24 protein-coding genes are annotated in these 24,901 nt (G+C 46.2%); 7 read left to right on the top strand and 17 right to left on the bottom strand.

What is annotated here, in order from left to right; genetic code table 11:
- Positions 1 to 69: 69 nt before the first annotated feature.
- The 10 genes from QUB30_RS00825 to speB form a co-directional block, all read right to left on the bottom strand.
- Positions 70 to 3,123: a GAF domain-containing protein gene (locus tag QUB30_RS00825; protein WP_333327683.1), complete on the bottom strand. Its 3,054-nt coding sequence runs from the start codon at positions 3,121 to 3,123 to the stop codon at positions 70 to 72.
- A 370-nt stretch (positions 3,124 to 3,493) separates the two neighbouring features.
- Entirely contained in the window at positions 3,494 to 3,946 is a 453-nt protein-coding gene (locus QUB30_RS00830) for an NADAR domain-containing protein (RefSeq protein ID WP_333327686.1), read from the bottom strand.
- Between the two features lie 261 nt (positions 3,947 to 4,207).
- Positions 4,208 to 5,257 carry a geranylgeranyl reductase family protein gene (locus QUB30_RS00835; protein ID WP_333327689.1) on the bottom strand — a complete coding sequence of 350 codons (1,050 nt, stop codon included), beginning with the start codon at positions 5,255 to 5,257 and terminating at the stop codon, positions 4,208 to 4,210.
- 186 nt (positions 5,258 to 5,443) lie between these two features.
- The gene (frr, locus tag QUB30_RS00840) at positions 5,444 to 5,992 is read right to left on the bottom strand and encodes a ribosome recycling factor (protein ID WP_333327692.1); all 549 of its coding nucleotides are present in this window, start codon (positions 5,990 to 5,992) and stop codon (positions 5,444 to 5,446) included.
- A complete protein-coding gene (pyrH, locus tag QUB30_RS00845) occupies positions 5,979 to 6,707 on the bottom strand; it encodes a UMP kinase (protein ID WP_071884014.1) in 729 nt (242 codons plus the stop codon). Before pyrH ends, frr begins: the two co-directional genes overlap by 14 nt.
- A gap of 275 nt (positions 6,708 to 6,982) precedes the next feature.
- Positions 6,983 to 7,381 carry a peptide-methionine (R)-S-oxide reductase MsrB gene (msrB, locus tag QUB30_RS00850; protein WP_333327695.1) on the bottom strand — a complete coding sequence of 133 codons (399 nt, stop codon included), beginning with the start codon at positions 7,379 to 7,381 and terminating at the stop codon, positions 6,983 to 6,985.
- 90 nt (positions 7,382 to 7,471) lie between these two features.
- Positions 7,472 to 9,292, bottom strand: a complete 1,821-nt coding sequence (gene modB, locus QUB30_RS00855; RefSeq protein WP_333327698.1) for a molybdate ABC transporter permease subunit — start codon at positions 9,290 to 9,292, stop codon at positions 7,472 to 7,474.
- Positions 9,293 to 9,362: 70 nt separating this feature from the next.
- A complete protein-coding gene (modA, locus tag QUB30_RS00860) occupies positions 9,363 to 10,169 on the bottom strand; it encodes a molybdate ABC transporter substrate-binding protein (protein ID WP_333327701.1) in 807 nt (268 codons plus the stop codon).
- 179 nt (positions 10,170 to 10,348) lie between these two features.
- Positions 10,349 to 10,906 (bottom strand): thioredoxin family protein, encoded by a 558-nt coding sequence (locus QUB30_RS00865; protein ID WP_333068721.1) that lies wholly within the window; start codon positions 10,904 to 10,906, stop codon positions 10,349 to 10,351.
- A gap of 133 nt (positions 10,907 to 11,039) precedes the next feature.
- Positions 11,040 to 11,969 (bottom strand): agmatinase, encoded by a 930-nt coding sequence (gene speB, locus QUB30_RS00870; protein ID WP_333327704.1) that lies wholly within the window; start codon positions 11,967 to 11,969, stop codon positions 11,040 to 11,042.
- A 248-nt stretch (positions 11,970 to 12,217) separates the two neighbouring features.
- On the opposite strand from speB, the gene QUB30_RS00875 reads away from it, so the two are divergent.
- The gene (locus tag QUB30_RS00875; protein WP_333327707.1) at positions 12,218 to 13,132 is read left to right on the top strand and encodes an alpha/beta fold hydrolase; all 915 of its coding nucleotides are present in this window, start codon (positions 12,218 to 12,220) and stop codon (positions 13,130 to 13,132) included.
- 170 nt (positions 13,133 to 13,302) lie between these two features.
- Here QUB30_RS00875 and QUB30_RS00880 read toward each other — a convergent pair whose 3' ends face one another.
- Together QUB30_RS00880 and QUB30_RS00885 are read right to left on the bottom strand one after the other, a co-directional pair.
- Complete coding sequence (locus QUB30_RS00880) at positions 13,303 to 14,286, bottom strand: M10 family metallopeptidase C-terminal domain-containing protein (protein WP_333327710.1); 984 nt, start codon at positions 14,284 to 14,286, stop codon at positions 13,303 to 13,305.
- A 158-nt stretch (positions 14,287 to 14,444) separates the two neighbouring features.
- Positions 14,445 to 14,855: a hypothetical protein gene (locus QUB30_RS00885; protein ID WP_333327712.1), complete on the bottom strand. Its 411-nt coding sequence runs from the start codon at positions 14,853 to 14,855 to the stop codon at positions 14,445 to 14,447.
- 143 nt (positions 14,856 to 14,998) lie between these two features.
- Between QUB30_RS00885 and QUB30_RS00890 the strand changes: the two genes are divergently transcribed.
- Together QUB30_RS00890 and QUB30_RS00895 are read left to right on the top strand one after the other, a co-directional pair.
- Positions 14,999 to 15,682, top strand: coding sequence for a response regulator transcription factor (locus tag QUB30_RS00890; protein WP_333076378.1), 684 nt, complete (start codon positions 14,999 to 15,001; stop codon positions 15,680 to 15,682).
- Positions 15,679 to 17,301, top strand: coding sequence for an ATP-binding protein (locus tag QUB30_RS00895; protein ID WP_333327715.1), 1,623 nt, complete (start codon positions 15,679 to 15,681; stop codon positions 17,299 to 17,301). The genes QUB30_RS00890 and QUB30_RS00895 overlap by 4 nt, the downstream gene beginning before the upstream one ends.
- 65 nt (positions 17,302 to 17,366) lie before the next feature.
- Here QUB30_RS00895 and QUB30_RS00900 read toward each other — a convergent pair whose 3' ends face one another.
- Positions 17,367 to 18,008 (bottom strand): ceramidase domain-containing protein, encoded by a 642-nt coding sequence (locus tag QUB30_RS00900; protein WP_333327718.1) that lies wholly within the window; start codon positions 18,006 to 18,008, stop codon positions 17,367 to 17,369.
- Between the two features lie 79 nt (positions 18,009 to 18,087).
- Between QUB30_RS00900 and QUB30_RS00905 the strand changes: the two genes are divergently transcribed.
- Positions 18,088 to 18,510, top strand: a complete 423-nt coding sequence (locus QUB30_RS00905) for a DUF2809 domain-containing protein (RefSeq protein ID WP_333327721.1) — start codon at positions 18,088 to 18,090, stop codon at positions 18,508 to 18,510.
- 169 nt (positions 18,511 to 18,679) lie between these two features.
- On the opposite strand, the gene QUB30_RS00910 is transcribed toward QUB30_RS00905, so the two are convergent.
- From QUB30_RS00910 to QUB30_RS00920, 3 genes are all read right to left on the bottom strand, one after another.
- Positions 18,680 to 19,108: a DUF202 domain-containing protein gene (locus QUB30_RS00910; RefSeq protein ID WP_333327724.1), complete on the bottom strand. Its 429-nt coding sequence runs from the start codon at positions 19,106 to 19,108 to the stop codon at positions 18,680 to 18,682.
- Between the two features lie 422 nt (positions 19,109 to 19,530).
- A complete protein-coding gene (locus tag QUB30_RS00915) occupies positions 19,531 to 20,946 on the bottom strand; it encodes an LCP family protein (protein ID WP_333327727.1) in 1,416 nt (471 codons plus the stop codon).
- Between the two features lie 104 nt (positions 20,947 to 21,050).
- Positions 21,051 to 21,425, bottom strand: coding sequence for a hypothetical protein (locus QUB30_RS00920; RefSeq protein ID WP_333327730.1), 375 nt, complete (start codon positions 21,423 to 21,425; stop codon positions 21,051 to 21,053).
- A gap of 243 nt (positions 21,426 to 21,668) precedes the next feature.
- Between QUB30_RS00920 and rpe the strand changes: the two genes are divergently transcribed.
- The 3 genes from rpe (at position 21,669) to QUB30_RS00935 (ending at position 23,215) form a co-directional block, all read left to right on the top strand.
- Positions 21,669 to 22,370, top strand: a complete 702-nt coding sequence (rpe, locus tag QUB30_RS00925) for a ribulose-phosphate 3-epimerase (protein WP_333318576.1) — start codon at positions 21,669 to 21,671, stop codon at positions 22,368 to 22,370.
- Positions 22,371 to 22,575: 205 nt separating this feature from the next.
- Positions 22,576 to 22,911, top strand: coding sequence for a DUF433 domain-containing protein (locus tag QUB30_RS00930; RefSeq protein WP_333327733.1), 336 nt, complete (start codon positions 22,576 to 22,578; stop codon positions 22,909 to 22,911).
- On the top strand, positions 22,904 to 23,215 hold the full coding sequence (locus QUB30_RS00935) for a DUF5615 family PIN-like protein (protein ID WP_333327736.1): 312 nt from the start codon (positions 22,904 to 22,906) through the stop codon (positions 23,213 to 23,215). Before QUB30_RS00930 ends, QUB30_RS00935 begins: the two co-directional genes overlap by 8 nt.
- A gap of 216 nt (positions 23,216 to 23,431) precedes the next feature.
- On the opposite strand, the gene QUB30_RS00940 is transcribed toward QUB30_RS00935, so the two are convergent.
- Positions 23,432 to 24,901: calcium-binding protein (locus tag QUB30_RS00940; RefSeq protein ID WP_333327739.1), on the bottom strand; the 1,470-nt coding region annotated here is incomplete at its 5' end.

Genomic DNA, 24,901 nt, shown 5'->3' on the forward strand with positions numbered 1-24,901 from the left:
CCCATGTTAGAACCCCCACTTCTTAAAGAAGTCGGGGATCTGGGTATTCAATTTTTTAGGTTGTTCTAGTTAATTCAGGGGAATCTCGATCCAGAACTCTGTACCATGACCGGGTACAGAAACACACTTAAGTACGCCTTGGTGTTTATCAACTACAATTTGATAACTGATAGACAGTCCTAAACCCGTACCCCGACCGACGGGTTTAGTAGTAAAAAAGGGATTAAATATGTGAGAGATTAATTCTTTGGGGATGCCGTGACCGTTGTCGGCAATGCAAATTCCTACCGTTTTTTCATCGATCAATTCGGTGCGAATGCGAATGCAAGGGGATGGGAAATCAGGAATACAACTCTCGGTGCTTGCATTTATATCTACTGGCTCGACAGCCATTTTTTGAGAGCTTAAATATGTCACCGCTGCACTTGCCCCCTTGGAGGGAAGCTTCATAAATCGATCTATTTGTCTCATTTCTAGGGCGTCAACGGCATTGCTAAGGAGATTCATAAATACCTGATTGAGCGAGCTGGCATAGCATTCTACTAAGGGCAATTTGCCGTATTCTTTAATGATTGCTACTGTTTCCCGATCGGATTTAGCTTTGAGCCGGTGCTGCAAAATCAACAGGGTATTCTCGATGCCTTCGTGAATGTCAACGGCTTTTTTCTCGGTTTGATCGCTTCTGGAAAAATTACGCAAAGATACAACTAATTGGCGGATACGGTCAACTCCGACTTTCATGGAACCCAAAATTTTGGGCAAATCTTCGGCCAGAAATTGTATGTCGATCGCTTCGGAACACTCGCTAATTTCTGGGTCGGGATTGGGGTAGTGTTGGCGGTAGAGTTCCACCAAGCAGAGCAAATCTGTGGTGTATTCGCTGGCGTGGGACAGATTGCCGTAGATAAAGTTAACGGGGTTATTGATTTCGTGGGCGACCCCCGCCACCAGTTGTCCGAGACTGGACATTTTCTCGGTTTGAATCAGTTGGGCTTGGGTATTGTGCAGTTCTGTTAAGGTTTTAGCTAGCTGTTCGGCCTTTGCTCGATCGGCTGCTGCTGCATTGAGACTTTCTTGATAAAGTTCTGCTTGGTGAATGGCGATCGCAGCTTGAGTAGCCAAATTTTCCAGCAATTCCTGTTCTGCTGTTTGCCAAACTCTCGGCCCGGAACACTCGTGGACAATCAGCAACCCCCAAAAATGGGAATCTTTGCCGATTGGCACAATTAAACTTCCCCTCACCTGCACTTTTTCCAAAAATTCGCGATGACAGGGCGTTAAATCATCAGTATAAATATCATTAATTGCTCGCACCCGTCCTGCTCGGTAAAAGCAGTCTGAGCCTTCCGCCAACCCTTGTTGTGGAAATTTGATACCTAAAATTGACTGCCACTGGCCGCGAACAGCTTCGACAACTACCTCGCCCTCGGGCCCTGCGGCAAATTGGTAAATTACCGTGCGATCGGTATCGAGCAAAACTCTCACTTCTCGCACAATAGTTTGCAGTATAGTTTTTAAGTCTAAGGTGCTGCGAATCTGGTCTCTAACTCGCGTCAATACTTTGGCAAAGTCCAAAGATTTTTGCAATTGGGCGGTGCGTTCTTGAACTTGGCGCTCCAAGTTGGCATTCAGAGTTTGCACTTCTTTATAAAGAACGTACTGCCCAATTGCCGAACAAAATTGGCTGCCTATAGCTAAAGCTTGCTCGATGTCCTCGGACATCCATTCGGGCGACTGACCTTTTTTTATTTCTCGCCAGACTTCAAAGGATTGTCTGGGAAGGATTTGTGCAGCGCTGCTGTCAAAGCGGCCAGCCCACAGTTTTTCGGTATCAACTGCATTGCGAAAAACTGTCAAACAACCGACTACTTGTTGTTTATGGTGCAGGGGAATTACCAGCAAACCCCGAATTTGAGTAGATTGGAAAGCAGGAACTAAAACTCTAAATACAGATTCTTTGTATAAGTCTGTAATTATCCAAACTGGGAATTGGGAACTCGTACTGAGCCTAGTCGAAGTATTAGGAATTGGGAAGTTGGGAATCTCTGCGGTATTTTGGAATCCTTTGGTTAGCCATTCCTGCCAGAGGGGATGAGCTTCGATCGCCCTGAGTTTTGCCCAGTCGGGAAGTGTCGGTTGCTCGCCTGTGACGAACAGTTCAAAGGTAGCATCGCCGATGGCAGCAGGAGTCGAAAAGCGATCGTTGACGGCAATTGGAAATCCTCGACGATCGATATTGTCAGCCGATAACTTTTCACCGTTGATTTTCGGGGGGTTCAGATAGAGTCTGCCGCCGCTGCCGCCCAAAGCGGTGACTGTGGCTTCTAAACCCTGCTGCAGTTGAATGTTGACGTGACCGTACAACAGGGCTGCTATGCGGCTCACGGTGGCTTCCCGGGCGGCTTGAGAGCGGGTTTGCTGGAGGAGGAGTGCGTGGGCGATGGCGCTAGACAATTGATCAGATACGAGCTGAACTACTTCTAAATCTGGCGGTGAAATATTGAGGGGGGCACAGTGGTGAGACACTAAAAGTCCCCACAGTTCGATGTGAATTTTTTGATTGTTTCCTGGGTCGTATCGAGTCAGGCACGTAGGGGAATCGCAGATCGTATCTGTTTTGCTGTGTTGCGATGCGCTTCTGCGGTGCAAAATCGGCACTACTAAGGAAGATTGCACTCCCATGGCCATCAGGTAAGCTGTGTGGCAAGGATCGAGCGATCGGTAGTGCATCTCTTCATTTACTAAAGGTTGACCTGTGTCTGCAGCATCGAGGGGACTCAGGACGATCGTCCCGGAGTTAACATCTATTATTGTCCGCTGGCGCAAAGTGACATACATCTCTCGCGCGCTCGCGGGAATGTCGTCTGCGGGAAAGTGCAGTCCTTTCAAGGAAGGGAGACGGTTGTTATTAATTGACTCAGCAACAACTTCTCCACTGCCGTCGGCACTAAACCTGTAAATCATAATGCGATCTGTTTTCAAAAAAGACCGCACTTCTGCTACCGTACTGGTTAAAATATCTTCTAATTCTAGAGATTGACGAATGCGTTCAGTTATCCGCCTTACCAAAACTTCTCTGTCTAGTTTACGATGTAATTCTTGGGTATTTTCTGTGAGTTGCATAAATCTCCTTTTGTAATTATACAATGATAATAAGAAGTTTTGATCGGCTTTTGGATCGCTCAAACTCAAATGCCTCAGCCTGAGTTTTCTACTCAACCGACCTGTACAATCAATCGGTGGCGCAGTGGTGAGAGACGACGATGTATCCCCTCTGGCGCGCTGTGGTAAGAAAAATCTGCGATCGCCCCCGTTTAGTCCTTGCCTTCAAGAAGCAGAGCGACTTAAGCAAATAATAATTATTATTTTAATCTTCTTATAAATTTCTCGCAATCTTAAAATCTCACTATCAGAATTATTGATTGTGAGGATAGTTTGACATTTGTTTGTATAACTTCATATAATGAGCATTAACGAAAGAATTTGAGATTTGTCAGCTCCCCTGGTGCTGACAAATCTCGCTGCGCACGCTCATCAGAATTTTACCCAAATGATTTTGGCCGGTGCGGTCGCAGCCGCACCCCCAATAATAATCCGTTGGCGAATCCTCAACAATCACTCGATCCCCTGTGGCGAGGAGAATAGCTTGAATGTCTGTATGAGCGAGAAACTTAGTTAAAACTGCTTCGCGCATAATAGGAATTTTCACAGCTTCCCAATCAGCGCGCATCTGGTGGTTGGGATCGCGACCTAATTTGGCAGCTTCCTGAGGAGTTGCTACGGCTCGAATCGCCGCCACTAATCTTTCATCAACGGTGACAAATTTTTGGGCTTGATAGTAATGTTCTACAGTCAACCAATCTTGACCGTACAGGCTAATTTCGTGTAGTGAAAAATTAGAAAAGCAGCCGTAAGGCTCCTCTACTTTATAAAAATAAATTATCATTTGATTTTAGATTTTAGATTTTAGATTTTAGATTTTACAGGATTTACGCAGAACCTAATTATCTAGGGTGCTTAGGGTCGCACCTTACCGCTATTGGGAATGAGGAATTGAGAATAAGGAATTGGGATTTAAGAATATTTTCTATTCTTTCTTCACCTCGATCCTCAAAATCCATCCGTTAAATCCGTTGCCGAACTTCCTTCGTTCTAAAATGGCATCAGCTTTTTAAGAGCAGGGTTAGCGATATCGCCATAACGCAGTTCACCACGCAAAATTTTGCTCGTCAACGCCAGCAGCGATCGCTAATTTGAGACCCGCTCTGCAAGCAGTTCCTGTAAACTGATTGAATGCCCCAGCCCAGCGACAGGCCCAAACCATATCAGTTCCCCATTGTTCGGCGATCGATTTAGTGTAATGCTTCTTAGCGTCGCCGGCACCTCCAAGAGTTCGATATATCCCCTGAGCAGCCTTAAATAGGCTAAATAGGGCAGGTCGAATCCCGTCGCCGGAGAGGAGATCGGCGAGACTGGCGGCGTCTCCTACAAGCAGCGCATTTTGCGAGTGCAATTGGCGATCGCCATCCCACAAACTCCTGGGGTGTTTCCGCACGTTGCTGACACTAATATCCGCACCGCACTTAGTTGCGTAGTTGGGCAAAATTTTCTCGATATCTTTTGGCTTGTCGCCCCGCATCGCAGCAATACTCAAAGAGTAGCCGTCAGCTTTGGGAGAACTCGAGATAAAACCTTTTTTTATAGTAGCAAAATCGAAATAGATGGCATCGCCCTTGATTGAGCGAGTTTCTAAACAGGCGCTCAAACAGAGTTTTGGTTCTTTCAATCCCAGCCACTTAGTCATCGACCCGCCGGCACCGTCAGCAGCAATCAAATAGCGGTCGGAAACGGGTTCTGAGTTAGTTTTAACTTCCCAAACATAAATTTTAAACTCAATTTCTTTGACTTCTGTGACTTCTGTAGATTCTTCAATTTCCTCACCAGTTTTTTGAGCTTGTTTAATTAAAAAATCGTCAAATACATCTCGCTGTACCATCGAAATTGGCGAATCTATCTCAACTTTCACCGGGTTTCCCATTTTCCAGGTGTAGCTAATTTTACTAGCTTTCAGAGAAATAGCTGGCGTCCGGTCAAAATCGAGCCATTGAGCGATCGTCCCAGAAACGCCGCCGCCACAAGGTTTATTGCGGAGCAAAGATGCTTTTTCTACTACCAAAACAGAACGTCCCTGCTTTGCCAGGTGATAAGCTGCTGTGCTACCTGCAGGGCCTGCACCGACAATAATGCAATCAAACATTTTCGGTTATGGGTAATTGGTGATGGGTAATTGGTGATGGGGAACGGAGAATTGGTAACTTATGAGTGTTAAATCTTGAGTTTTTAACTCACAACTGACAACTCATCTAACGTCGGCGCGTTGTTTGCGGCCGCCTGTTGGCAATCTCAAAACTATTCCTACTCCCCATGCCCAATTTCCCATTCCCTAAACTGTCGTGATATCTTTCTCTTTCGCTGCCAGAACTTCTTCTATTTTGGCAACGTACTTGTCCGTCAGCTTTTGAATTTTATCTTGCAAGTCGCGGGATTCATCTTTAGAGATATCGCTGCTTTTTTCCTGCTTGCGAATCGAGTCAACGGCATCGCGGCGGATATTGCGAATTGCAACTTTACCTTCTTCAGCAAACTTCGCGGCCATTTTGACAAATTCTTGGCGTCTGTCGCTCGTCAGCGGCGGAATGTTCAAGCGAATAACTGAACCGTCGTTGTTGGGAACGAGTCCTACATCGGACAGGGAAATTGCTTTTTCGATCGAGTTGAGCGCTGTGCGATCGAACGGTTGAATGGTGATCGTAGTCGCATCCGGGGTGCCGATGTTGGCAAGGGATTTGATCGGAGTTGGAGAGCCGTAGTAGTCTACCATGACTCGATCGAGGAGAGAGGCGTTGGCCCGTCCCGTCCGAATAGTATTAAAAGACCGTTGAGTAGCCTCAACTGCCTTTTGCATATGATCTTCTGCGTCAGCTAACTTCACAAAAACCTCCGACAAGAGTTCCAATAGATTCTCCCATTACAGCTCGGTAGATGTTGCCCGACACCGAGAGGTCAAATACCATAATAGGAATATTATTTTCTTTGCAAAGGGCGATCGCCGTACTGTCCATCACCCGCAAATCTTGATTCAAGACGTGGGCATAGGTGAGGGTTTGATACCTGCGCGCGTTGGGGTTGAGGTGGGGGTCCGAATCGTACACCCCATCTACCTTAGTAGCTTTAAAAATCACCTCTGCATCAATTTCAGCCGCCCGCAAAGCGGCTGTAGTATCAGTAGTAAAAAAAGGGTTGCCAGAACCGGCACCAAAAATCACTACTCGTTTTTTTTCGAGGTGGCGAATTGCCCGCCGCCGGATGTAGGGTTCAGCTACTTCTTGCATGGCGATCGCCGATTGCACCCTCGTTGGCACTCCTGCTTGTTCCAGGGCATCCTGCAAAGTGATAGCATTCATCACCGTCGCAATCATGCCCACATAATCAGCCGTTGCCCGATCCATCCCTGCCGAAGCAGCTTTCACCCCGCGAAAAATGTTGCCGCCACCGACAACAATCGCGATTTGAATGCCTTGCGACACGACTTTGGCAACTTCCTGGGCGATCGACTGAACGACTACCGGATCGATGCCGTAGCCCAAGCTGCCCATAAGCGCTTCACCGCTGAGCTTCAGCAAAACTCGCTGATATACCATCCCCATGCCGCCACTATTTTTTTACTCTTTTTGCCTCCACCATAAGATAGCAGTACGGGTGCATTTTGAACATCAATTGCGCGGAACAGGCATCCTGCTTGTGCTGCAAGAGAATTTGTTTGTGGCGTGGACTGCTAGGTGAACAGGCAAGATGCCTGTTCCACAACCGGATTGATTTTTTCTCAGTGAATGCTAGGTGAACAGGCAAGATGCCTGTTCCACAACCGGATTGATTTTTTGTGGGGAGTAGGGGTTGGGCTTCTAGCTAGCCTCTAAAAGAATCAATCCTTGGGGACGAAATTAAGAGCAGCAGAATTCATGCAGTAACGCTGACCGGTAGGTTTCGGCCCGTCGTTAAATACGTGACCGAGATGAGCGTCGCAAACAGCGCACAGTACCTCTGTTCGGCGCATAAACAAGGTATTATCCGACTCGCACTTGACATTTTCTTCGCTAACGGGAGCGTAGAAACTCGGCCAACCGGTACCGGAATCGAACTTTGTTTCTGATTTAAATAGCTCAGTGCCGCAGCAAATACACTTATAAGTTCCTGGTTTTTTGTTGTCGTGATATTCGCCACTAAAAGCTCTTTCCGTTCCTTTTTTGCGGGTGACTTTAAACTGTTCTGGCGTGAGTTGTTGTTGCCATTCAGCGTCGGTTTTTTGAACTTTTTCAGTCATAATTTGAGGTTGGGTTAAGATGTATTTAGCTGTTGAGTGTTGACAGTTAACTGTTGAGTGTTGAGTGTTAACGGTATATTGCTAGTTAACTCAGGCTTCCATTAATATTAACCTAATTGGCTCGAAATGAACATACCAGGGAAAATGATTGTCCTTAATAGCCCTCCACTTTTCCTTGAAAACTTCGGCTTGCAAGTGATAATCTTGGGAATCATTGGGAGGCGAGTGCAATTTGAGATATAATGTCACTCGGTGCGGAGTTTCCACTGTCGAGGCGATCCAACAAGCAAAAGTATTTTCACGATCGCACCCCCTAACAAAAATCAGTTGATGAGCCCGAATTCCCACAGAAACTAGAGATTGGGGAATTGGTTCGACTACAGTCAGAGTAGAGCCCCAGTCGATCGCCTCCACGAGAGTTTCTGCGATCGGTTTAGCTGCTGAGAAATTCTTGCAGCCCGTCAACTGGGCGACAGTGAAGTTGGGAGGGCGATCGAAAATGTTCTCTTTGGTATCAAAGGCGATCGGCTTTCCCGAAGCCAACACCAACAGATTTTTGCACACCCGGTAAACTTCCTCTAAATTGTGGCTGACAAACAAAGTAATTCCCCGATAATTAGCCAGAGTCTGCATTAACTCCCCTTCCAGTTGACTGCGCAAGTGAGTGTCCAAAGCAGAAAACGGTTCATCTAACAGCAGCAAATCGGGAGAAGGGGCGATCGCCCTCGCCAAAGCCACCCGCTGCTGTTGGCCCCCCGAAAGTTCCTGCGGGTAGCGGTTTTCGAGTCCCGACATTTGTACCGAAATTAGTTGTTCTTTTACCCGAAGTTTTTGCTCGCTTTCAGATAAATGCTGCAAGCCAAACGCAATATTTTGAGCAACAGTCAGGTGAGGAAATAAAGCATAGTTTTGAAACAAAAAACCGATCCGGCGGTCTTTAGAAGCTACATTAATGCCCTGTGCTGAGTCAAATAAAACCTTGCCGTTGACTACAATTTTACCGCTGCTGGGAGTTTCCAAACCAGCGATGCAGCGCAGAGTCATGCTTTTGCCGGAACCCGACGCGCCCAAAATTCCCAGCACTTCCGGGCCGATATCGAAGCCGACATCCAAGGCAAAGCTGGAGAGAGGTTTAAAAATGCTTAAACAAAGTCCGCTTTTCGGTTGTTTTTTTTGGGAATTGGTGGTATAAGTAGACGCGACTTGAGGAAGATTTGATTGCAGTCTTTGGCTCGAATTCGGTTTGGGCGATCTCTTTTGTAAATCAGTCCAAAAATTAACAGCAGTTAGCACGCTCAGAGAAATACTCAGAATAATCAAAACCCAAATAGCAGCTTGCCTCATCTCCCCAGCTTCCACAGCAAAATAAATTGCCATCGGGATAGTTTGAGTTTGTCCGGGAATATTCCCCGCTAACATCAACGTCGCGCCGAATTCACCCAAAGCGCGAGCAAATGCGAGAATAGTTCCTGCTAAAATTCCCGGCCATGCTAGCGGCAACATAATCCGCCAAAAGACTTGCCACTCCGAGGCTCCCAAAGTGCGGGCTGCATTGAGAAGATTGGCATCAATTTGCTCAAAAGCTCCCAAAGCAGTTTTGTACATGAGGGGAAATGATACAACTGTGGCAGTAATAGCGGCGGCTTGCCAAGTGAAAATTATAGTTAAGTCGAATTGTAGCAAAAATTGCCCGATCGCCCCATTTCTCCCAAACAGCAGCAGCAGCAAAAATCCCACTACAGTCGGCGGCAAAACTAAGGGAGAAATTAAAATGCCTTCAATCAAAGCTTTACCTCTGATGCGAGTTGAAAGCATCCACCGGGCGGCCGCTATTCCCAGAAAAAAGGTGCTAAATGTCGCAATAGCGGAGGCTTTTAGAGATATCCAGAGCGGAGAAATATCAAATTCCATCTATAAATACATCCGCGTTAATCAGCGCTTATCTGCTTTCATCAGCGGTAAAAAATCCCTAATTAGTTAGTTATCGAACTATGCCAAATCCGTATTTCTGAAATACTATTTTAGCGCGATCGCCCGCCAAAAAGTCAACAAACGCTTTCGCAGCAGCCGGATTGCGGCTGTTTCTGATAACTGCCAGCGGATAAACAATGGGCGAGTGCAAATTTTCTTCCGCCGTTAGCCACACCGTTACTTTGTCGGAGGCTGTGGCGTCAGTCGCATAAACTATGCCAGCATCAACGTTACCGCTTTCGACAAATGTGAGCACTTGGCGGACGTTATTTCCTAGCACTAATTTTGGCTGGAGTTGCTGCCACAATCCAAGCTTAGTTAACATTTCCTGAGCGTATTGGCCCACAGGTACACTTTTCGGTTCGCCGATCGCAATTTTCTTGATTCTGGCATCTGTCAACTGTTTGAAATCGCTCAAAGCTACGCCGTTTTTAGGAGTAATCAAAACCAGGCGATTTGTCAGCAAATTGCGGCGCGTGTCGTTAATTAGCAGGTTAGATTGCTGCAAAGCATCCATTGGGTTGGTGGCGGCGCTGAAAAATACATCTACGGGAGCGCCTTGCTGAATTTGCTGTTCTAGAGCACCGGAAGCACCAAAATTATAAATAATAGTAAAATTCGGATTACTGCTTTGATAAACAGCTTTGATTTCCCCTAAAGCTTTCGAGAGACTGATAGCAGCGGATACGTTTAAGGAGGTGCGCTGCGGCGTATCGACTGAGGAAAAGTTCTTAAATAAGTTCCAACTAATCAGCAGTGCTAGCATGAAGGCGACTGCGAGAATTAAGTTGGGAATACGTCTACTTTTTAAGTTCACAGAAAATTGTTTTGAATCTTTTTACTCCTTACCAGGCTCTGCCTGGTAAAGCAGATTCGGAGGCTGTACCTCCAATTTGCCTCCAGTCTTTGACGAGGCAGAGCCTCTGGAAATAGGTTCCCAGGCACAGCCAGGGAACCAGTTAATAATTACTGCCGGAACGTTAATTTTAAATCTGCCTATGCTCGCCATTTGACGGAACAGCCTATCGCCTCTGTAGTTGAAGGCTCAACGGGTTGGCTGTTGAGCAATTGGTCGATCGCACTCCGCAGATAAGAAACCTGCACCGCCGCCGGATCGTCAGCGTTGTCGTCAATTAAACCTTTATAGCGCAGTTTGCCGTCTTGGTCTAACAAAAAAACCTCCGGCGTTTTAGAAGCCCCAAAACTTTCAGCCACATCTTGAGCAACATCTCGGATGTACGGGAAGTTGAGTTGATTGTTGGCGGCAAAAATTTTCATGTTCTCAAAACTGTCGTCGGGATACTGGTTTGCATCATTAGCATTAATCCCGATTAAAGTAACATCTCGATCTTGAAAATCTGCTTGAAGTTCTTTCATACGATTGAGATACAACTGCACGTAAGGGCAATGATTGCACATAAATATCACCGCTATCGCCCGAAATTTTTCTAAATATCGAGCTAAATGGTGAACTTCTTCGTCCACTCCCGGCAGTTCAAAATCGGGAGCGTAGCCGTTAATGGGAGTACCGGTTGTATCGATTAGTAAACTCATGTTTTCAGGAGGTGAAGAGCAGTATTTGCCAGCATGAAAGATGAAACTGTCAGCACGAATAAAATTGGCTGTTGTTTGGCTTTAACTTAATTCTAGCCTTGCCAACAGCCTATTGTGGTTCGTACTTCGCGCTTTATTCCTCGTCTGGCTTTAGCCAACCTTGAGCCAGAGCTTGGTATCCAATAAGTTTGTATGCTAATTTGGCGGCGGTAAATTCTGAGACTACAGAATCTACAATAGGTGCTAATTCCATAATGTCACACCCGATTACTTCGTAGGACTCGAAGATGCGGCGCAAAAATCCGGTGAGGGAATACCAATTTAACCCGCCCGGTTCCGGTGTTCCCACCCCTGGAATTAAAGTCGGATCGATACCGTCTAAGTCGATCGTCAAAAAGACTCGCTTAGTTGTGATGCTGGCAATTGCCCGATCGGCCCAATCCGGTTGAGTAGCGATTTCTCTGGCTCGAATCACGTTTAGCTGTTTTGCTTTAATCAAGTCTGCTTCTTCCTTGCAGATAGCCCGAATCCCGATTTGCAGTGTCGGTAAGCCCATATCTACAATACGCCGCATCACGCAGGCGTGGTTGTGGATCGAGCCTTCGTACTCGTGGCGCAAGTCGCCGTGGGCATCGATTTGCACGACTGTGAAAGGTTCGTTTGGGTATGCTTGGCGATAACCTTCGACAACGCCGGCAGTGATGCTGTGTTCGCCTCCGAGGGAGATGACAAATTTATTTTCGGTAACTAGCTGATGCACTGCGGCTTGGGTGACTCGCAGCATTTCTGAGGATGAAACCGGTTGCCTGTTGCGGGTATCGGCGATCGGCTCTTGTGTATAAATTCCGACATCGTAGCAAACTTCGGAGTCCAATTCTTCGTCGTAGCACTCGAGTTGATGAGAAGCTTCTAGAAGTTTAGCGGGCCCGTTTTCGCACCCCCGGCGGTAAGTGGTGGTAGCTTCGTAGGGAATTGGCAAGATTACTACTTTGGCGGTGTCGTAGTCTGGTACGATTTCTGACCCCAGAAACGGTACGACAGCAGTGGAAACGATCGTTGGCATAAGGGAAATTTTAATACAGCAAAGAAGTCAGCAGGTTTAATCGTGACATAATATCGGCTCTAACTGCAAAGGAAGAAGGAAGAGGAATTAACCGCAGAGGGCGCAGAGGGCGCAGAGGGAGGAGGGAAGAGGGTTTGGGATTTATGTCCTAGCGGTTGCCTCGAATTGCGATACGGTTTGTAGTAATGACTTGAGTCTTTTGCAGCCTTGCATTCATCTAAAATCTAAAATCTAAAATCTAAAATCGCATGACATCTTCTACTCCCACTTCGTCAACAGTTACTGCACCTCAAACTTGGCTGTGGAAAGGCTTTCCCATTTGCTACCAGGCTGCGGGTTCCCAGGGGCCTGCGGTGGTGTTTGTCCACGGTTTTGGTGCGTCTTGGGGCCACTGGCGCAAGAATTTGCCGGCGCTGGCTGCTGATTGCCGCTGTTATGCGATCGACCTCATCGGTTTTGGTGGTTCTGCTAAACCCGCGCCCAAGCTTGAAATTGACTATACTTTTGAAACTTGGGGACAGCTAATTGCTGATTTTTGTCGGGAAGTTGCGGGCGGGCCGGCTTTTTTGGTGGGAAATTCGATCGGCTGTGTGGCAATTATGCAAGCCGCTGTGGATTTTCCCGATATTGCTTCTGGCGTAATTTTACTCAATTGTTCCTTGCGGTTGCTGCACGATCGCAAACGCGCCGAATTGCCTTGGTATCGCAGTTTTGGAGCGCCAATCGCACAAAAAGTTTTAAATGTCAAGTGGATAAGCCAATTATTTTTTAAACAATTAGCAACGCCAAAAACAGTAAAAAAAGTGCTTTTGCAAGCATATCGCCGTCCTGAAGCTGTCAGCGACGAACTGGTAAATATGCTGCTGGAACCTGCCAAAGACAGCGGCGCAGTCGAAGTATTTGTAGCATTTATCAGTTATTCTCAAGGCCCGCTACCGGAGGATTTGTTGCCGCGTTTGAGCTGTCCGGCTTTGATTTTGTGGGGTACGGACGACCCTTGGGAGCCGATCGCATTGGGGCGAGAATTGGCAAAGTTTCCGGCTGTTGAAAAGTTTATTCCTTTGGAGGGAGTGGGACACTGCCCGCAAGATGAAGCGCCGGAATTGGTCAATCCTATTTTACTCGATTGGATTAAAGGGCGATCGGTAATTGCAGAAAATTAGGGCTTTTACTTATTTCCGACAGGAATAATTGGTTTGATTGAAACGCTTCGAGGTGCGTTAGCGAAGCGGCGCGTAAGCGCTCTTATCACGAAGGAAGAAGTAGGAAGAAGAAATTAGGACACGGCAGTCCCGTGTCCTGGGTATCATAAGGGTTGCAGCCGGAATTGATATTACACAAACAGGAAACTATCAGGAGTAAATCCGCCTTGAATTACAGCAATTTGGTCAGATGTACCAGCCAAATTGATGGAGTTACCAACAATATTGTAGTCAGAGAGACTCCCGCGTAACTGAATGCGATCGATTCCCTGTTGGAAATCCTGAATCAGTGCAACTCCTGTTCCCTGATAGTAGCTAATTGCCGCATTACCGAGAACAAAAATATCTCTACCCCGACCCCCAATCAGCACATCCGTATCATTGCTTCCCGGTGTAGCACTCAATGGATTTACTCCAATCAGGGTATCATTGCCGCGCAAACCCGAGAGTGTATCGTTACCATCTCCTCCTACTAAAGAATTGTTTTGGATGTTTCCGGTAAGGACATCTACATTCGGAGTTCCTGTGACATTAACGAAATTCTCTACAGTAAAATTCAGAGTGCCGATACCGGGTAAATTGTTAACCGCCAAACGATTCTGCGACAAATCCACATCCATAGAAGCTGTGCCACTACCTGTAGAAGCATCGATGGTATTAGTCTGTCGCAAAGGAGCAATTATTTGTTCTATATTTTGCATGGTATCTGTACCGGCTGCGCCTTTATCTACAATACCCTTAGCCTTAATGGTAATGGCGCTGCCGAGGGAAAGATAGCTAATTGTATCTGTGCCTGCTCCTCCAATTATGGTATCAGTGCCACTACTACCGAGGATGAAGTTATCTAAACTATCTCCGGTAATATTGTCGTTTCCTGCTGTGGTGCTAATACTGTTAGCTGGCGGAGGGGGTGGAGTTTGGTTTTGGGGAGGTAAAGCAGAATTCGTAAGTTGTGCCCCCTGATTTTGGGGAGGAGGATTGCCCGCTTCGGTCTGATTTTGAGGAGGTTGGTTGCCCGCTGCGCCTTGATTTTGGGGAGGTTGGTTGCCCGCTGCGCCTTGATTTTGGGGAGGATTGCCAAGTGCATTGATTGAATTAGGAAATAGTTGTGGCATGGTATAATTACCCCGATTAGTTTTCTAAGTTTGAAGCAGTTGTCAGGCTAAAGAAATGAATTCTCGATCGCCCTTTGAGTTAGTCGCTACAATCATTAAGCTGGTTGAACATGACATTTATCCCTGTGCTGGGATTACAGTTTTGTAATGTGGAAAAATTAGCGTTTTTCGGAATTTTGAGGTAGATTACGATCGCCGGGTGGACGCGGTGGAATGCCCAGAATTTTAATCAACTCTGCTTCGGTGACTCCCAACTTTTTCGCTGCACCGGGAATATCTAAACGAGGACGGGGCGGTGGGCTGGACGGGCGATTATTTTCGCTTGGTGGTTCCGGCGGTTTTGCGGGTAGGCCCAAAGCTTCGATTAGCTCGGCTTCGCTGACTCCTAATTGTTTGGCAGCAGCAGCAAAATCTATACGGGGCGGGCGTCTGCGCTCTTGACTGGGTTCGGGCTGGCTCTGGGCTAGTACAGTATTAGAATTAGCTGTAGTTCGATCGGGAAAAGTCAAGCTGGTAAATCCCAGCAGCAAGGCTGTAGCAGGTAACGCGAGTAATGAAGTAATTTTCATGAGAGTTACGATCGCCGACCTAAAAATGTTTATAAATACATCAAATTCCCCAAACATTACCTGCAACAGTGCGGATGGATTACAGTTTTGTAATTTAAGTAAATCCCTGATAGCCGTATAATCGCAACCGGATAGGTAAATCTATGAATGTTCTATACGTTGAAGATGAAGAAAAAATCGCCAATTTTGTTTGTATGGGCTTGAAAGAACAAGGCTTTGTTGTGGATTATTGCGATAATGGCAATGATGGCTATGGGCGGGCGATGGATAATGAGTACGATGCGATCGTGCTTGATATTGTATTGCCGGGAAAAGATGGATTATCTATTCTCAAACATCTGCGAAAGGCTGGACGCAACGTACCCGTAATTTTATTAACTGCTCGCAATGAACTAGACGATCGCATTGAAGGGTTGCATCTGGGTGCTGATGACTATTTGGCTAAACCATTTTTTGTTGAGGAGTTAGTTGCTCGGATTTATGCTGTAGTGCGGCGTGCTTCGGGCAGCGGGCAAAATATTCTGAGTGTTGGCCCCGTTAAGCTCGATCGCATTCTCCGAGAAGTTACCTGCGATCGGCATAAAGTCGAACTGACAACCCGGGAGTTTAATCTATTGGAATATCTGATGCGATCGCCTGGCCGGGTACTCACCCGCACGCAAATCCTCGAACATATCTGGGGCTATGATTTCAACCCAAATACCAATGTAGTAGATGTATGTATTCAACGCATTCGCAAGAAAATTGAACCTATCGGCGGTATGGGATGGGTTGAAAGTGTGCGGGGCGTTGGCTATCGGTTTCGCAAACCAGATTCACCATCATGAAACTCCAATCTTTCCGCTTTCGCATTGCTCTATCATCTTCTGTTCTTGCAAGTATTGCTCTGATTGGCTTTGGTGTTGTTTCCTGGTGGTTGATTTACGATGCTAAAGTCAAGCGTCTTGATGCTGGAATAGAAACTCAGTTAATCCACGCTACCCGCCCGCGCTCGCCCGAATGGGATGCTTATACTGATTCTTTGCCATCACTTTTGGGCATGAATGGAGAAACCACCGTCGCTTTGCTCGTGGCTCAAAGAGATGGTAATTTAATCTACAAATCGAGCCAGTGGCAAGATGGACTTGATGCGAATTCCATCTGGCGATCGTTGCCGCTACCCGCTCCCGATCCTGGCATAATAGATTTTGAATTAGAACCTCCCCCTCGACAAAATCCATTAGAGCCACCACCTCCCGATCGCCTCAATTTATTTCCACCGCCCGAAAGCAGACCCCCATTTGATAGACCGCCACACGATCGACCTCGACACGATCTGCCCCCATTCGAGCGGCCGCCATCCGATCGACCTCCACAGGATCTGCCCCCATTCGAGCGACCGCCATCCGATTCACTTCATCCTCCTCAATTGCCCAAAGCTAAGCTAGCAACCCAACGTACTAGCACCGCAATTTGGCGTGTCGGCGCGATTAATTCTCCTTATAGTCAAGCAGCCATTGCCGTTAACTTGCAAGCTATCGATGGGGAAATGGAATTGATTCGTAATATCTTTCTAATTTCTATTCCCGTAGTGCTTTTACTGGTTGCGAGTGGAGCGTGGGTCATATCGCGGAGTATTCTGTATCCAATTGGGCGCCTCACGATGGCGATCGGGAATGTTACCGTACAGGGGCTAGATCGGCGCGTCCCTTACGGAGCAACGGATATAGAGTTTATAGAATTAATTTTTGTGTTCAATCAGATGTTAGAACGTCTAGAGCGAAGTTTTAAACAAGCTTCTCGTTTTAGTGGAGATGCTGCCCACGAATTAAAGACTCCGCTGGCAATTTTGCAAGGTCAACTAGAACGGGCTTTACATCAAGTTGAAGCTGGCTCTGAGGTGCAGCAAACGCTGAGTAATTTATTGGATGAAGTGCGCCGTTTGAATGAAATAACCCGTAAACTTCTGTTACTTTCTCTAGCCGATGCCGGACGTATGGGTTTACATTTGGTTGAGGTGAATATGTCGGCTTTGCTATCGGAAATTGCCGAAGATATGGAACTGCTAGCACCGCATTTAGATGTACAAATGGCAATTGCTCCTAATTTATATATCAAGGGCGATCGCGATTTGCTGGTGCAGGTTTTGCAAAATCTTGTTGGTAATGCGATTAAATATAATTTACCCAAGGGTTGGCTCAGGTTACAGGCTAACTGTCAGGGAAAAAGAGTAATTGTGAAAATTGTCAATAGCTCTCAAGATATTTCTTTGAGCGAGCGCGATCGCATTTTTGAGCGCTTCCATCGGGGTGACTCCACTCAGATCCAAAAAATAGAAGGATCGGGATTGGGGCTAAGTTTAGCAAGGGAAATCGCACGGGCCCACGGCGGCGATATCAAACTAGATGCTGCCATACTTGGTCAAACAGGGTTTATACTGAGTTTACCTGTGGGCGATCGCGATTAACCTTATAGCAGTCAAGCAGCTTGGCTAAGACTTGGGCTAATTCTGATTTTAAAGTTAAGATATTCCTAGTCAATCATAGCTCTGTTTAGGATTAATCCTCTTGCTGATAAGTACAACAAAATACCATTACAAAGATGCCAAATAAAATTAGTGCCAGTTGAAAAGTAAGGACAAATTTCCCGATCGAGAGTTCGGAATGAAAGGGCTAACAGGAATACCCCGGATGCTGCTAATAGAATAAATGGCTCACGTTTTTGCTGTTGATAGTGATATAGTCCAAGCCCTAGTAATACTAAAAATGCAGGAGCATAAGAAAGAGAACCGTTGAAAATATTTGTAAATTTATTGCTGAAGTTGCTTGCTAATAAAAATCCTACGAGCAATCCTCCTGCATATCCATATTTCATCCTCACTACTTGACGGCTATAAAGCCATAAAAACCCAAGCTGAAACAGCATAATAGGAATCACATCTAGTAATCTTGCCCATTGTGTCGCAAATGTATGAAATAGCGCACTTCCCATACCTATACTGGTGGCTAAAGTAATCAATATACAAATACCCGTGGCTACTTTTTGCTGTCGCCGAGCCAATTGAAAAATAGCCCATGCTGCAATGAGGAAAGAAATATTAGATACAGCATTTAATGGTTCACTCCATAAACCAGGCATGGTACGTTCGCAGTAAAGAGCGATGTAATTATTCATCTCATGTCACTGTTGTGGGAGTAGAATCCATACTACAGAAAAAGCGTTAAAGTGAACGAAAAAACCTGTATCAAAGTTAATGAATTCCCCAATTTCTCCCGATCGCCGTTTTTTTAAATATCGAATTGCCCTGCTCATCAGTATAATCGTGATTATCCCTTTAGGTTATGCGGTGAGATTTTCTCGCAGCCCTGCACCGGAATGGTTCAACGACTCTTTTGGGAGCATAGCTTATGAGGTATTTTGGATTTTGCTGGTAGTTCTGATATTGCCGCGATTTTCCCCAATTAGGGCTGCTGTAGTTGTGTGTCTAGCTACCTGCGGAGTAGAGTTTCTCCAACTGTGGACACTTTCGTTTTTACAAGCGATGCGAGCTACTTTACCCGGAAGGCTGATTTTGGGAAATCACTTTAGTTGGTCAGATTTTATCTCTTATTTTGTGGGGAGTTTTTTAGGTTGGTTGTGGGTGCGATGGCTTCATTTCACTTGCTTCCGCTTGTAAGTTGTACTGCATTTAAATTGTATATTTCGATGAGCCGAGCCAAAATCATTAAATCCTCTCCCCATCAGACTCTCTCCCCATCTCTCGAACACCACAGACAATCTAGATGCACAAAAGCTGAATGAGCTGGTTGCGGTTATTTTCAGTTTAGCTAACCGATCGGGTTAACTTAGAATTGAGAGTTTTTAGGAGTTGAAGAGGGAGCTATATTTCCGCGATCTCGCCACAGCAACAACGGAATAGTTAATGTTCCTAAAATCATCACAGTTCCAGTCATAATCCAAACTAGCACACGATTTGGGCGATAATCACCTCGCTCAATTTGCCAGAAAACTCGATTATAACGCCATGCTGCTAAGGGAATGACCGCAATCCCAAAAACGACCAGACTCAGCCCTAAAGTTTCGGAGTTGAAGAAGGGAGGGGAGGAAACTTCTTGCTGAGTCACTGTAGCTTGAAATTGACGCAGAAATAAACTGAACCGAGCGATCGCCAACCCAAAAGCAATTAAACCGATTGAAGTTCGTAACCATGCAAGAAAGGTGCGTTCATTTGCCTGATGTTCCCGCTGTCGGTCTATTTTAGAACCCTTGTTCATCAACCCTACCTTTATAAAATATCTTAAACTTTCCCTGGTAGATTATTGTTTCAGTTCAGATTGCACAGAAAAGTATCGGTATGGCGATCGTGATTCATCATTACCAAAAAATATAGTATCATAGGAATTGCGCTGAAACCGGATTTTTTCTGAAAAAAACTGTGTTATAGCCTTTAATCTCGGTAAAAAACTTTCCAGCAATCCGAGTGCGCAAGTCCTAGCTTATAATAAACCCGGTTTATACAAAAAAAATCTTGGTTTGGTAATTAGGAATCTACGACTCAAGGGGGTTTCTGAGGATTAGTGCATCCAGGGCTTTATTAGTAAATCGGCAAAAAAGCGATCGCCTTCATCTCTACCAACAGAAAAGAAGAGGACACAGCAATGCTGTGTCCCTAAAAATACCTCGGTTAAAACCCAGTTTAAAAAGACTTAGCCGCACCGCCGGACTGAGCCTTTTTCTCCAACCAATCCTTGCCCAATCTGATTGTCACATCCGACTGCAAAGAACCGGTACTCTCAACCAGCACATCTCCAAAACCTAAAAACTGGCGAATCGCTTGAGCACCTTTAATATCGCCCTGTTGAGCTACTAGAGTAGTTACCTCCAGCGGTTCTGGCCAATCCTTGTAAACCTGAACATTCCGATAACCGGCTTGAGTCAGAGTATTGACAAAATCTTCAACAGCAGATGGATCTCCGGTACTATCTTGAATCGCCACCTTCAGAAAAGTCGCATCAGCATTCTCAATTGTCCAAGTATTTTGGCCGAAGTCAAAATGTTCCGCCACCAGAGTTTCGATGGCATATTGGTCTGGCAACCAAAAACTTGACTTGTAGTCTTTAGAATCGCTAAATTTGCCGGGAACCATCAACATCTGCACGCCAGCGCGATCGGTTTGAGTAGCAAAACCAGCCAAAGCTACCAATTCTTCTATACTCAAATTGGTGTCAAGGTGAGACTGAATCACCGATAAAATCTTCGGTAGTCGAGACAGCAAACCTACATTTACTTCCTGTTCCACAAAAGCCCGCATCAACAATTGTTGGCGCTGCACCCGCCCGATGTCGCCCAAATCGTCGTGCCGATAAAGCAAATATTGCACGATTTGTTCGCCGTTGAGTTTCTGCTTGCCAGCCTTTAAATTTATATATAAATGCTGGCTTTCATCGGTATACTTCATGTCTTTAGGGACATTGATAGTAATGCCACCAAGTGCATCGACCAAGCTTTTTATGCCTTGAATATTGACTGTGACATAGCGGTCAATTCCCACCCCGCCCAAGAGTCCGCTGACTGCCTTCGCTGAAGAAGCCGGGCCCCCGTAGTAATTAGCTTCGTTTATTTTCACCTCGCCCCTACCTTCAACATAGGTGCGGGTGTCACGCGGAATGGAAAGCACGCTTAACTTTTTATTTTGAGGGTCAAACCTAACCAACAGCATGGTATCAGTTAACCCCTTAAAAGAGTTTTGCCATACCTCGTATCCCTGCTCCTTATCGGGATGGCCGTCGAGGTCTGAGCTGAGAACTTTAAGTCCTAAAACTAAAATATTAACTGGGCGAGTCAGCTCCGGCATCTTCATGTTGAGCTTTGCCATGTCGCCTTGAGAAAATACCGCTGCTTCTTCAGGGCTCAACTTTTGTTGCTGAAGCGGCGTTGTGGAAAGGGAGACGGCTAGCAACGCTCCGGCTGTGGCTGAGAGCATGGCTACTCCAGCTAAACCAAAACCAAAACCCAGCCAGCGGCCTCGATGGGGCTGGGAAGCTTTTTTGGTGGCAGGTTGAGCAGTTGATTGTTGGATAGGGTCTTGATTAGGAATTTTTTGAGCTGGCACTGGCTTCCTCACACACAACAAAAATAAAAAAGATAATGGCAATATGTAGTATCAAGCTGAAGACGCAATCAATCAATAGGGTAGGGGCTGAAAATAACCCTAAATTATGATAAATGTTTGCCCACTACTTGCTCGGCTACGCGACTAATTCCGGGCAACCATAGCGGTTGACGCTTCCAGAGGCGAACCATCAGTCCCAGAGCAACGATGAAATAGCTAGTTGTTAGCAGGCTACTCATTAATAACATGGGAAGTGTCGGAGATTCCGCAGAAATCGCTCCAGCTTCTAAAAGAATGTGTCCTAAGAGCCAACTCAAAGCAAGGGCAATTGCTAAGCGGCTGACGGCTTTGCGTTCGGGGCTGCCCTGACGGCGGTAAAGAGTCCACAGGGCGGGGAAAAAGCCGATGACTGGGATCATTAATACAAACAGACTTGCACGATCGAGTTCAGGATTTTCCAAGGACTCTGTATTTTTCATAATTCGCTACCCAAAATTTGCAGAAGGTGAGATTTTGCACAAAAGTTATTTTTGAGAGGGAAAATTTATATCCTAAACCAAAATTCCCAGAGCAGGGCTGGTGAGATTGCCAAACTGGTCTGTCAGAGGCCAAATTTTTCTGCCCTCCCAATCTCGCAAGCGATCGTTGGCAACTTTTCGACCCGGAGACCCGTATTTTGATAAACTGGATACAGCACAGCAGTCAGGAGAACAGACTTAGCCATGACCCAATCCCAAAAACCCATCGTTATTGCTCCATCCATATTATCAGCCGATTTTAGCCGTCTCGGAGAAGAGATTCAGGCGGTCGATCGAGCTGGGGCTGACTGGATTCACGTAGATGTGATGGACGGTCGCTTTGTTCCTAATATTACTATCGGGCCGCTGATTGTTGAAGCAATTCGCCCTGTTACTACGAAGGTAATCGATGTCCACTTGATGATTGTGGAGCCGGAGAAGTACGTCGAGGACTTCGCTAAGGCTGGTGCTGACATTATTTCGGTTCACGCCGAGCATAATGCTTCGCCTCACTTGCACCGCACCCTCGGCCAAATTCGGGAATTGGGCAAGCAGGCTGGTGTAGTTCTTAATCCTTCGACGCCTTTGGAGTTGATCGAGTACGTGCTGGAACTTTGCGATTTGGTGCTGATTATGAGCGTCAATCCGGGCTTTGGCGGTCAAAGTTTTATCCCGGCTGTTTTGCCGAAAATTCGCCAGTTGCGTAAAATGTGCGACGACAAGGGCCTCGATCCTTGGATTGAGGTAGATGGCGGTTTGAAGGGGAACAATACTTGGCAGGTTCTGGAAGCGGGCGCAAATGCGATCGTCGCTGGTTCTGCTGTGTTTAAGGCGAATGATTACGCAGGCGCGATCGAGGGTATTCGCCACAGCAAGCGGCCGACTCCTGAGTTGGCTGCGGTTTAGTTGAAAATTCGATCGTGTCCGGCGAATTACCCACAATCAAAGTGGTTTGTAGTGAGGACTTTAGTCCTTATTGGCTCAAAGATTTAAGAAAGGACTGAACCTCACTACAAACTTATGATGGTTGGATCGTCGGAATTAATAAGTAAGCTCATTTAGTTCAGAGAAAATTAAATATAGATTCTAACTTGAATTTTGAGGAAATCCTATGACAGCAGTTATTTCCGAACATATTGAAATTACTCCGGGAGTGTGTGGCGGTAAACCGCGCATTGCAGGACATCGGATTAGAGTTCAAGATGTTGTCATTTGGCACGAACAAATGGGAATGTCTCCTGATGAAATTGTGTCGCGGTATCCCACAATCACTTTAGCCGATGTATATGCAGCTTTAGCTTATTACCACGATCATCTTGAGGAAATTCGACAACAAATGCGAGAGAGTGAAGCTTTTGTTCAGGAATTGCAAGCAAGAACTCCTTCCAAGGTGCAGCAGAAATTAAGAGGGCAGAATCTTGGAAAAGATCCAGTTTCATTTGGATGAACAAGTCGAACGGGCGATCGCAGAAGCTTTGAGAAGGCGCGGTATTGATGTCACGACTACACCGGAAGCACGACTTTTAGGTGCTACCGATGAAGAACAATTAGCTTTTGCGATTTCTCAAGAACGAGTAATCTTTACCCAAGATGACGATTTTTTAGCACTTCATCAGCGCGGTTTAGAGCATTGCGGTATTGTTTACTGTCACCAAAATAGTCGTTCGCTTGGTGAAATTGTCCGCGGATTGATTTTGATTTGGGAGGTGCTTGAACCGTCAGATATCCAGAATCATATAGAGTTTATTTGAAAAAGGCGATCGTATATTTTGAGATCAACTCCGGTAGCATCGGAATTAATATTACCCACAGTCAGCGACAAGACAGTCGTGTCCCTACCACAATTAATTGTAGGGACACGGCAGTGCCGTGTCCTCGATATCATTCCGATGCAACCGGAAACGATATGACTCATATCAAGTCCGATGCAAGATGCAATCGGACTTGATATCATTTGGTTGAACTACTTACAGAATTGAAAAATCTGCAACATTAATCAGCCCTGTTGACACATTGCTGAGAGTTGCTAACAGTTGACCGGAACTGGTAACTCGGATCGAAGTAGAATTATTTTCTAAAGTAATGCTCAGTTGCGAGAAACTTAAACCGCCTGTCAAGCCGATCGCATCGCGACCATCTTGAAAGTCTAAAATAGTCTCGCGGCCGTTGTCGATACCTAAGATAAAGCGATCGTCCCCAGTACCTCCAATCAAAGTATCATTCCCCTGATCTCCAAATAACCAATCGTCCCCAGCACTACCCAGTAAACTGTCTTCATCCTTGCCGCCATAAAGAGTATCGTTTCCAGCATCACCGTTAACGGTATCCTGACCTTCATTGCCAAACAACAAATCGTTGCCCAAATCACCACACATCTGGTCTTGACCGCCAGCGGAGCCGATCGCCAGAGGGCTGCCAATATCCCCGTACATAGTATCCTCTCCGTCGCCACCACAGAGAGTATCGCTGCCCTCATCCCCAAACCGCACGTCGTTGCCCAAGTCTCCTACGGCCAAATCATCACCCTTGCCGCCACGCACTGTATCGTTTCCATTACCGCCAGAAAGGGAATCTTCGGCTTCTTGCCCGTTGAGGTAATCATCGCCACTAAGGCCAAATAGCAAATCGCGACCTGTAGAATCGATGTCTAAAGGGTTAAGAGTTCCCCCATATAATGTGTCATTACCCTCATCGCCAATTAAAGTATCGCTCTGTTTGTCTCCAAAAATTATGTCGTCATCTTTGCCACCGTAAGCAACATCTTCGTTCTCGCCCCCAAAAATTAAATCATCTTTAGCACCCCCGTTGAGGTAATCATCGCCCTCATTGCCAAACAGCACGTCGCTATCTTTGGCAGAGGGAAGAATGGTTATATTTCCTAGATCGATGCTGAGGTAAGATCCGCCATAAATATTGTCATTGCCAGTGAAGCCAACCTCCAAGTCGTTACCATTTAAGCCGTCGATATTGTCATTCGTAATGGAACCCTCCAGAATGTCGTCGCTTTCTGTACCGTTGGTGGTGCTATTTGTTTGGTTGGGGCCCCGAATAGCAGTCGGGCTGGGAAAGGTTATCTGCTTGCAAATGCAATCTTCGTCTTGAGTTTCTGGCGTTGGCGTCGGAGTTTCCGTTGGAGTTGGAGTCGGAGTCGGAGTTGGAGTTTCCGTTGGAGTTGGCGTCGGAGTCGGAGTCGGAGTTTCCGTTGGAGTTGGCGTCGGAGTCGGAGTCGGAGTCGGAGTCGGAGTCGGAGTTTCCGTTGGAGTCGGAGTCGGAGTTTCCGTTGGAGTTGGAGTCGGAGTCGGAGTCGGAGTTTCCGTTGGAGTCGGAGTCGGAGTCGGAGTCGGAGTTTCCGTTGGAGTTGGAGTCGGAGTCGGAGTCGGAGTTTCCGTTGGAGTTGGAGTCGGAGTCGGAGTCGGAGTTTCCGTTGGAGTTGGAGT

Origin of the sequence: Microcoleus sp. BROC3 (genome assembly GCF_036702515.1) — a bacterium.
Lineage (GTDB): Bacteria > Cyanobacteriota > Cyanobacteriia > Cyanobacteriales > Microcoleaceae > Microcoleus.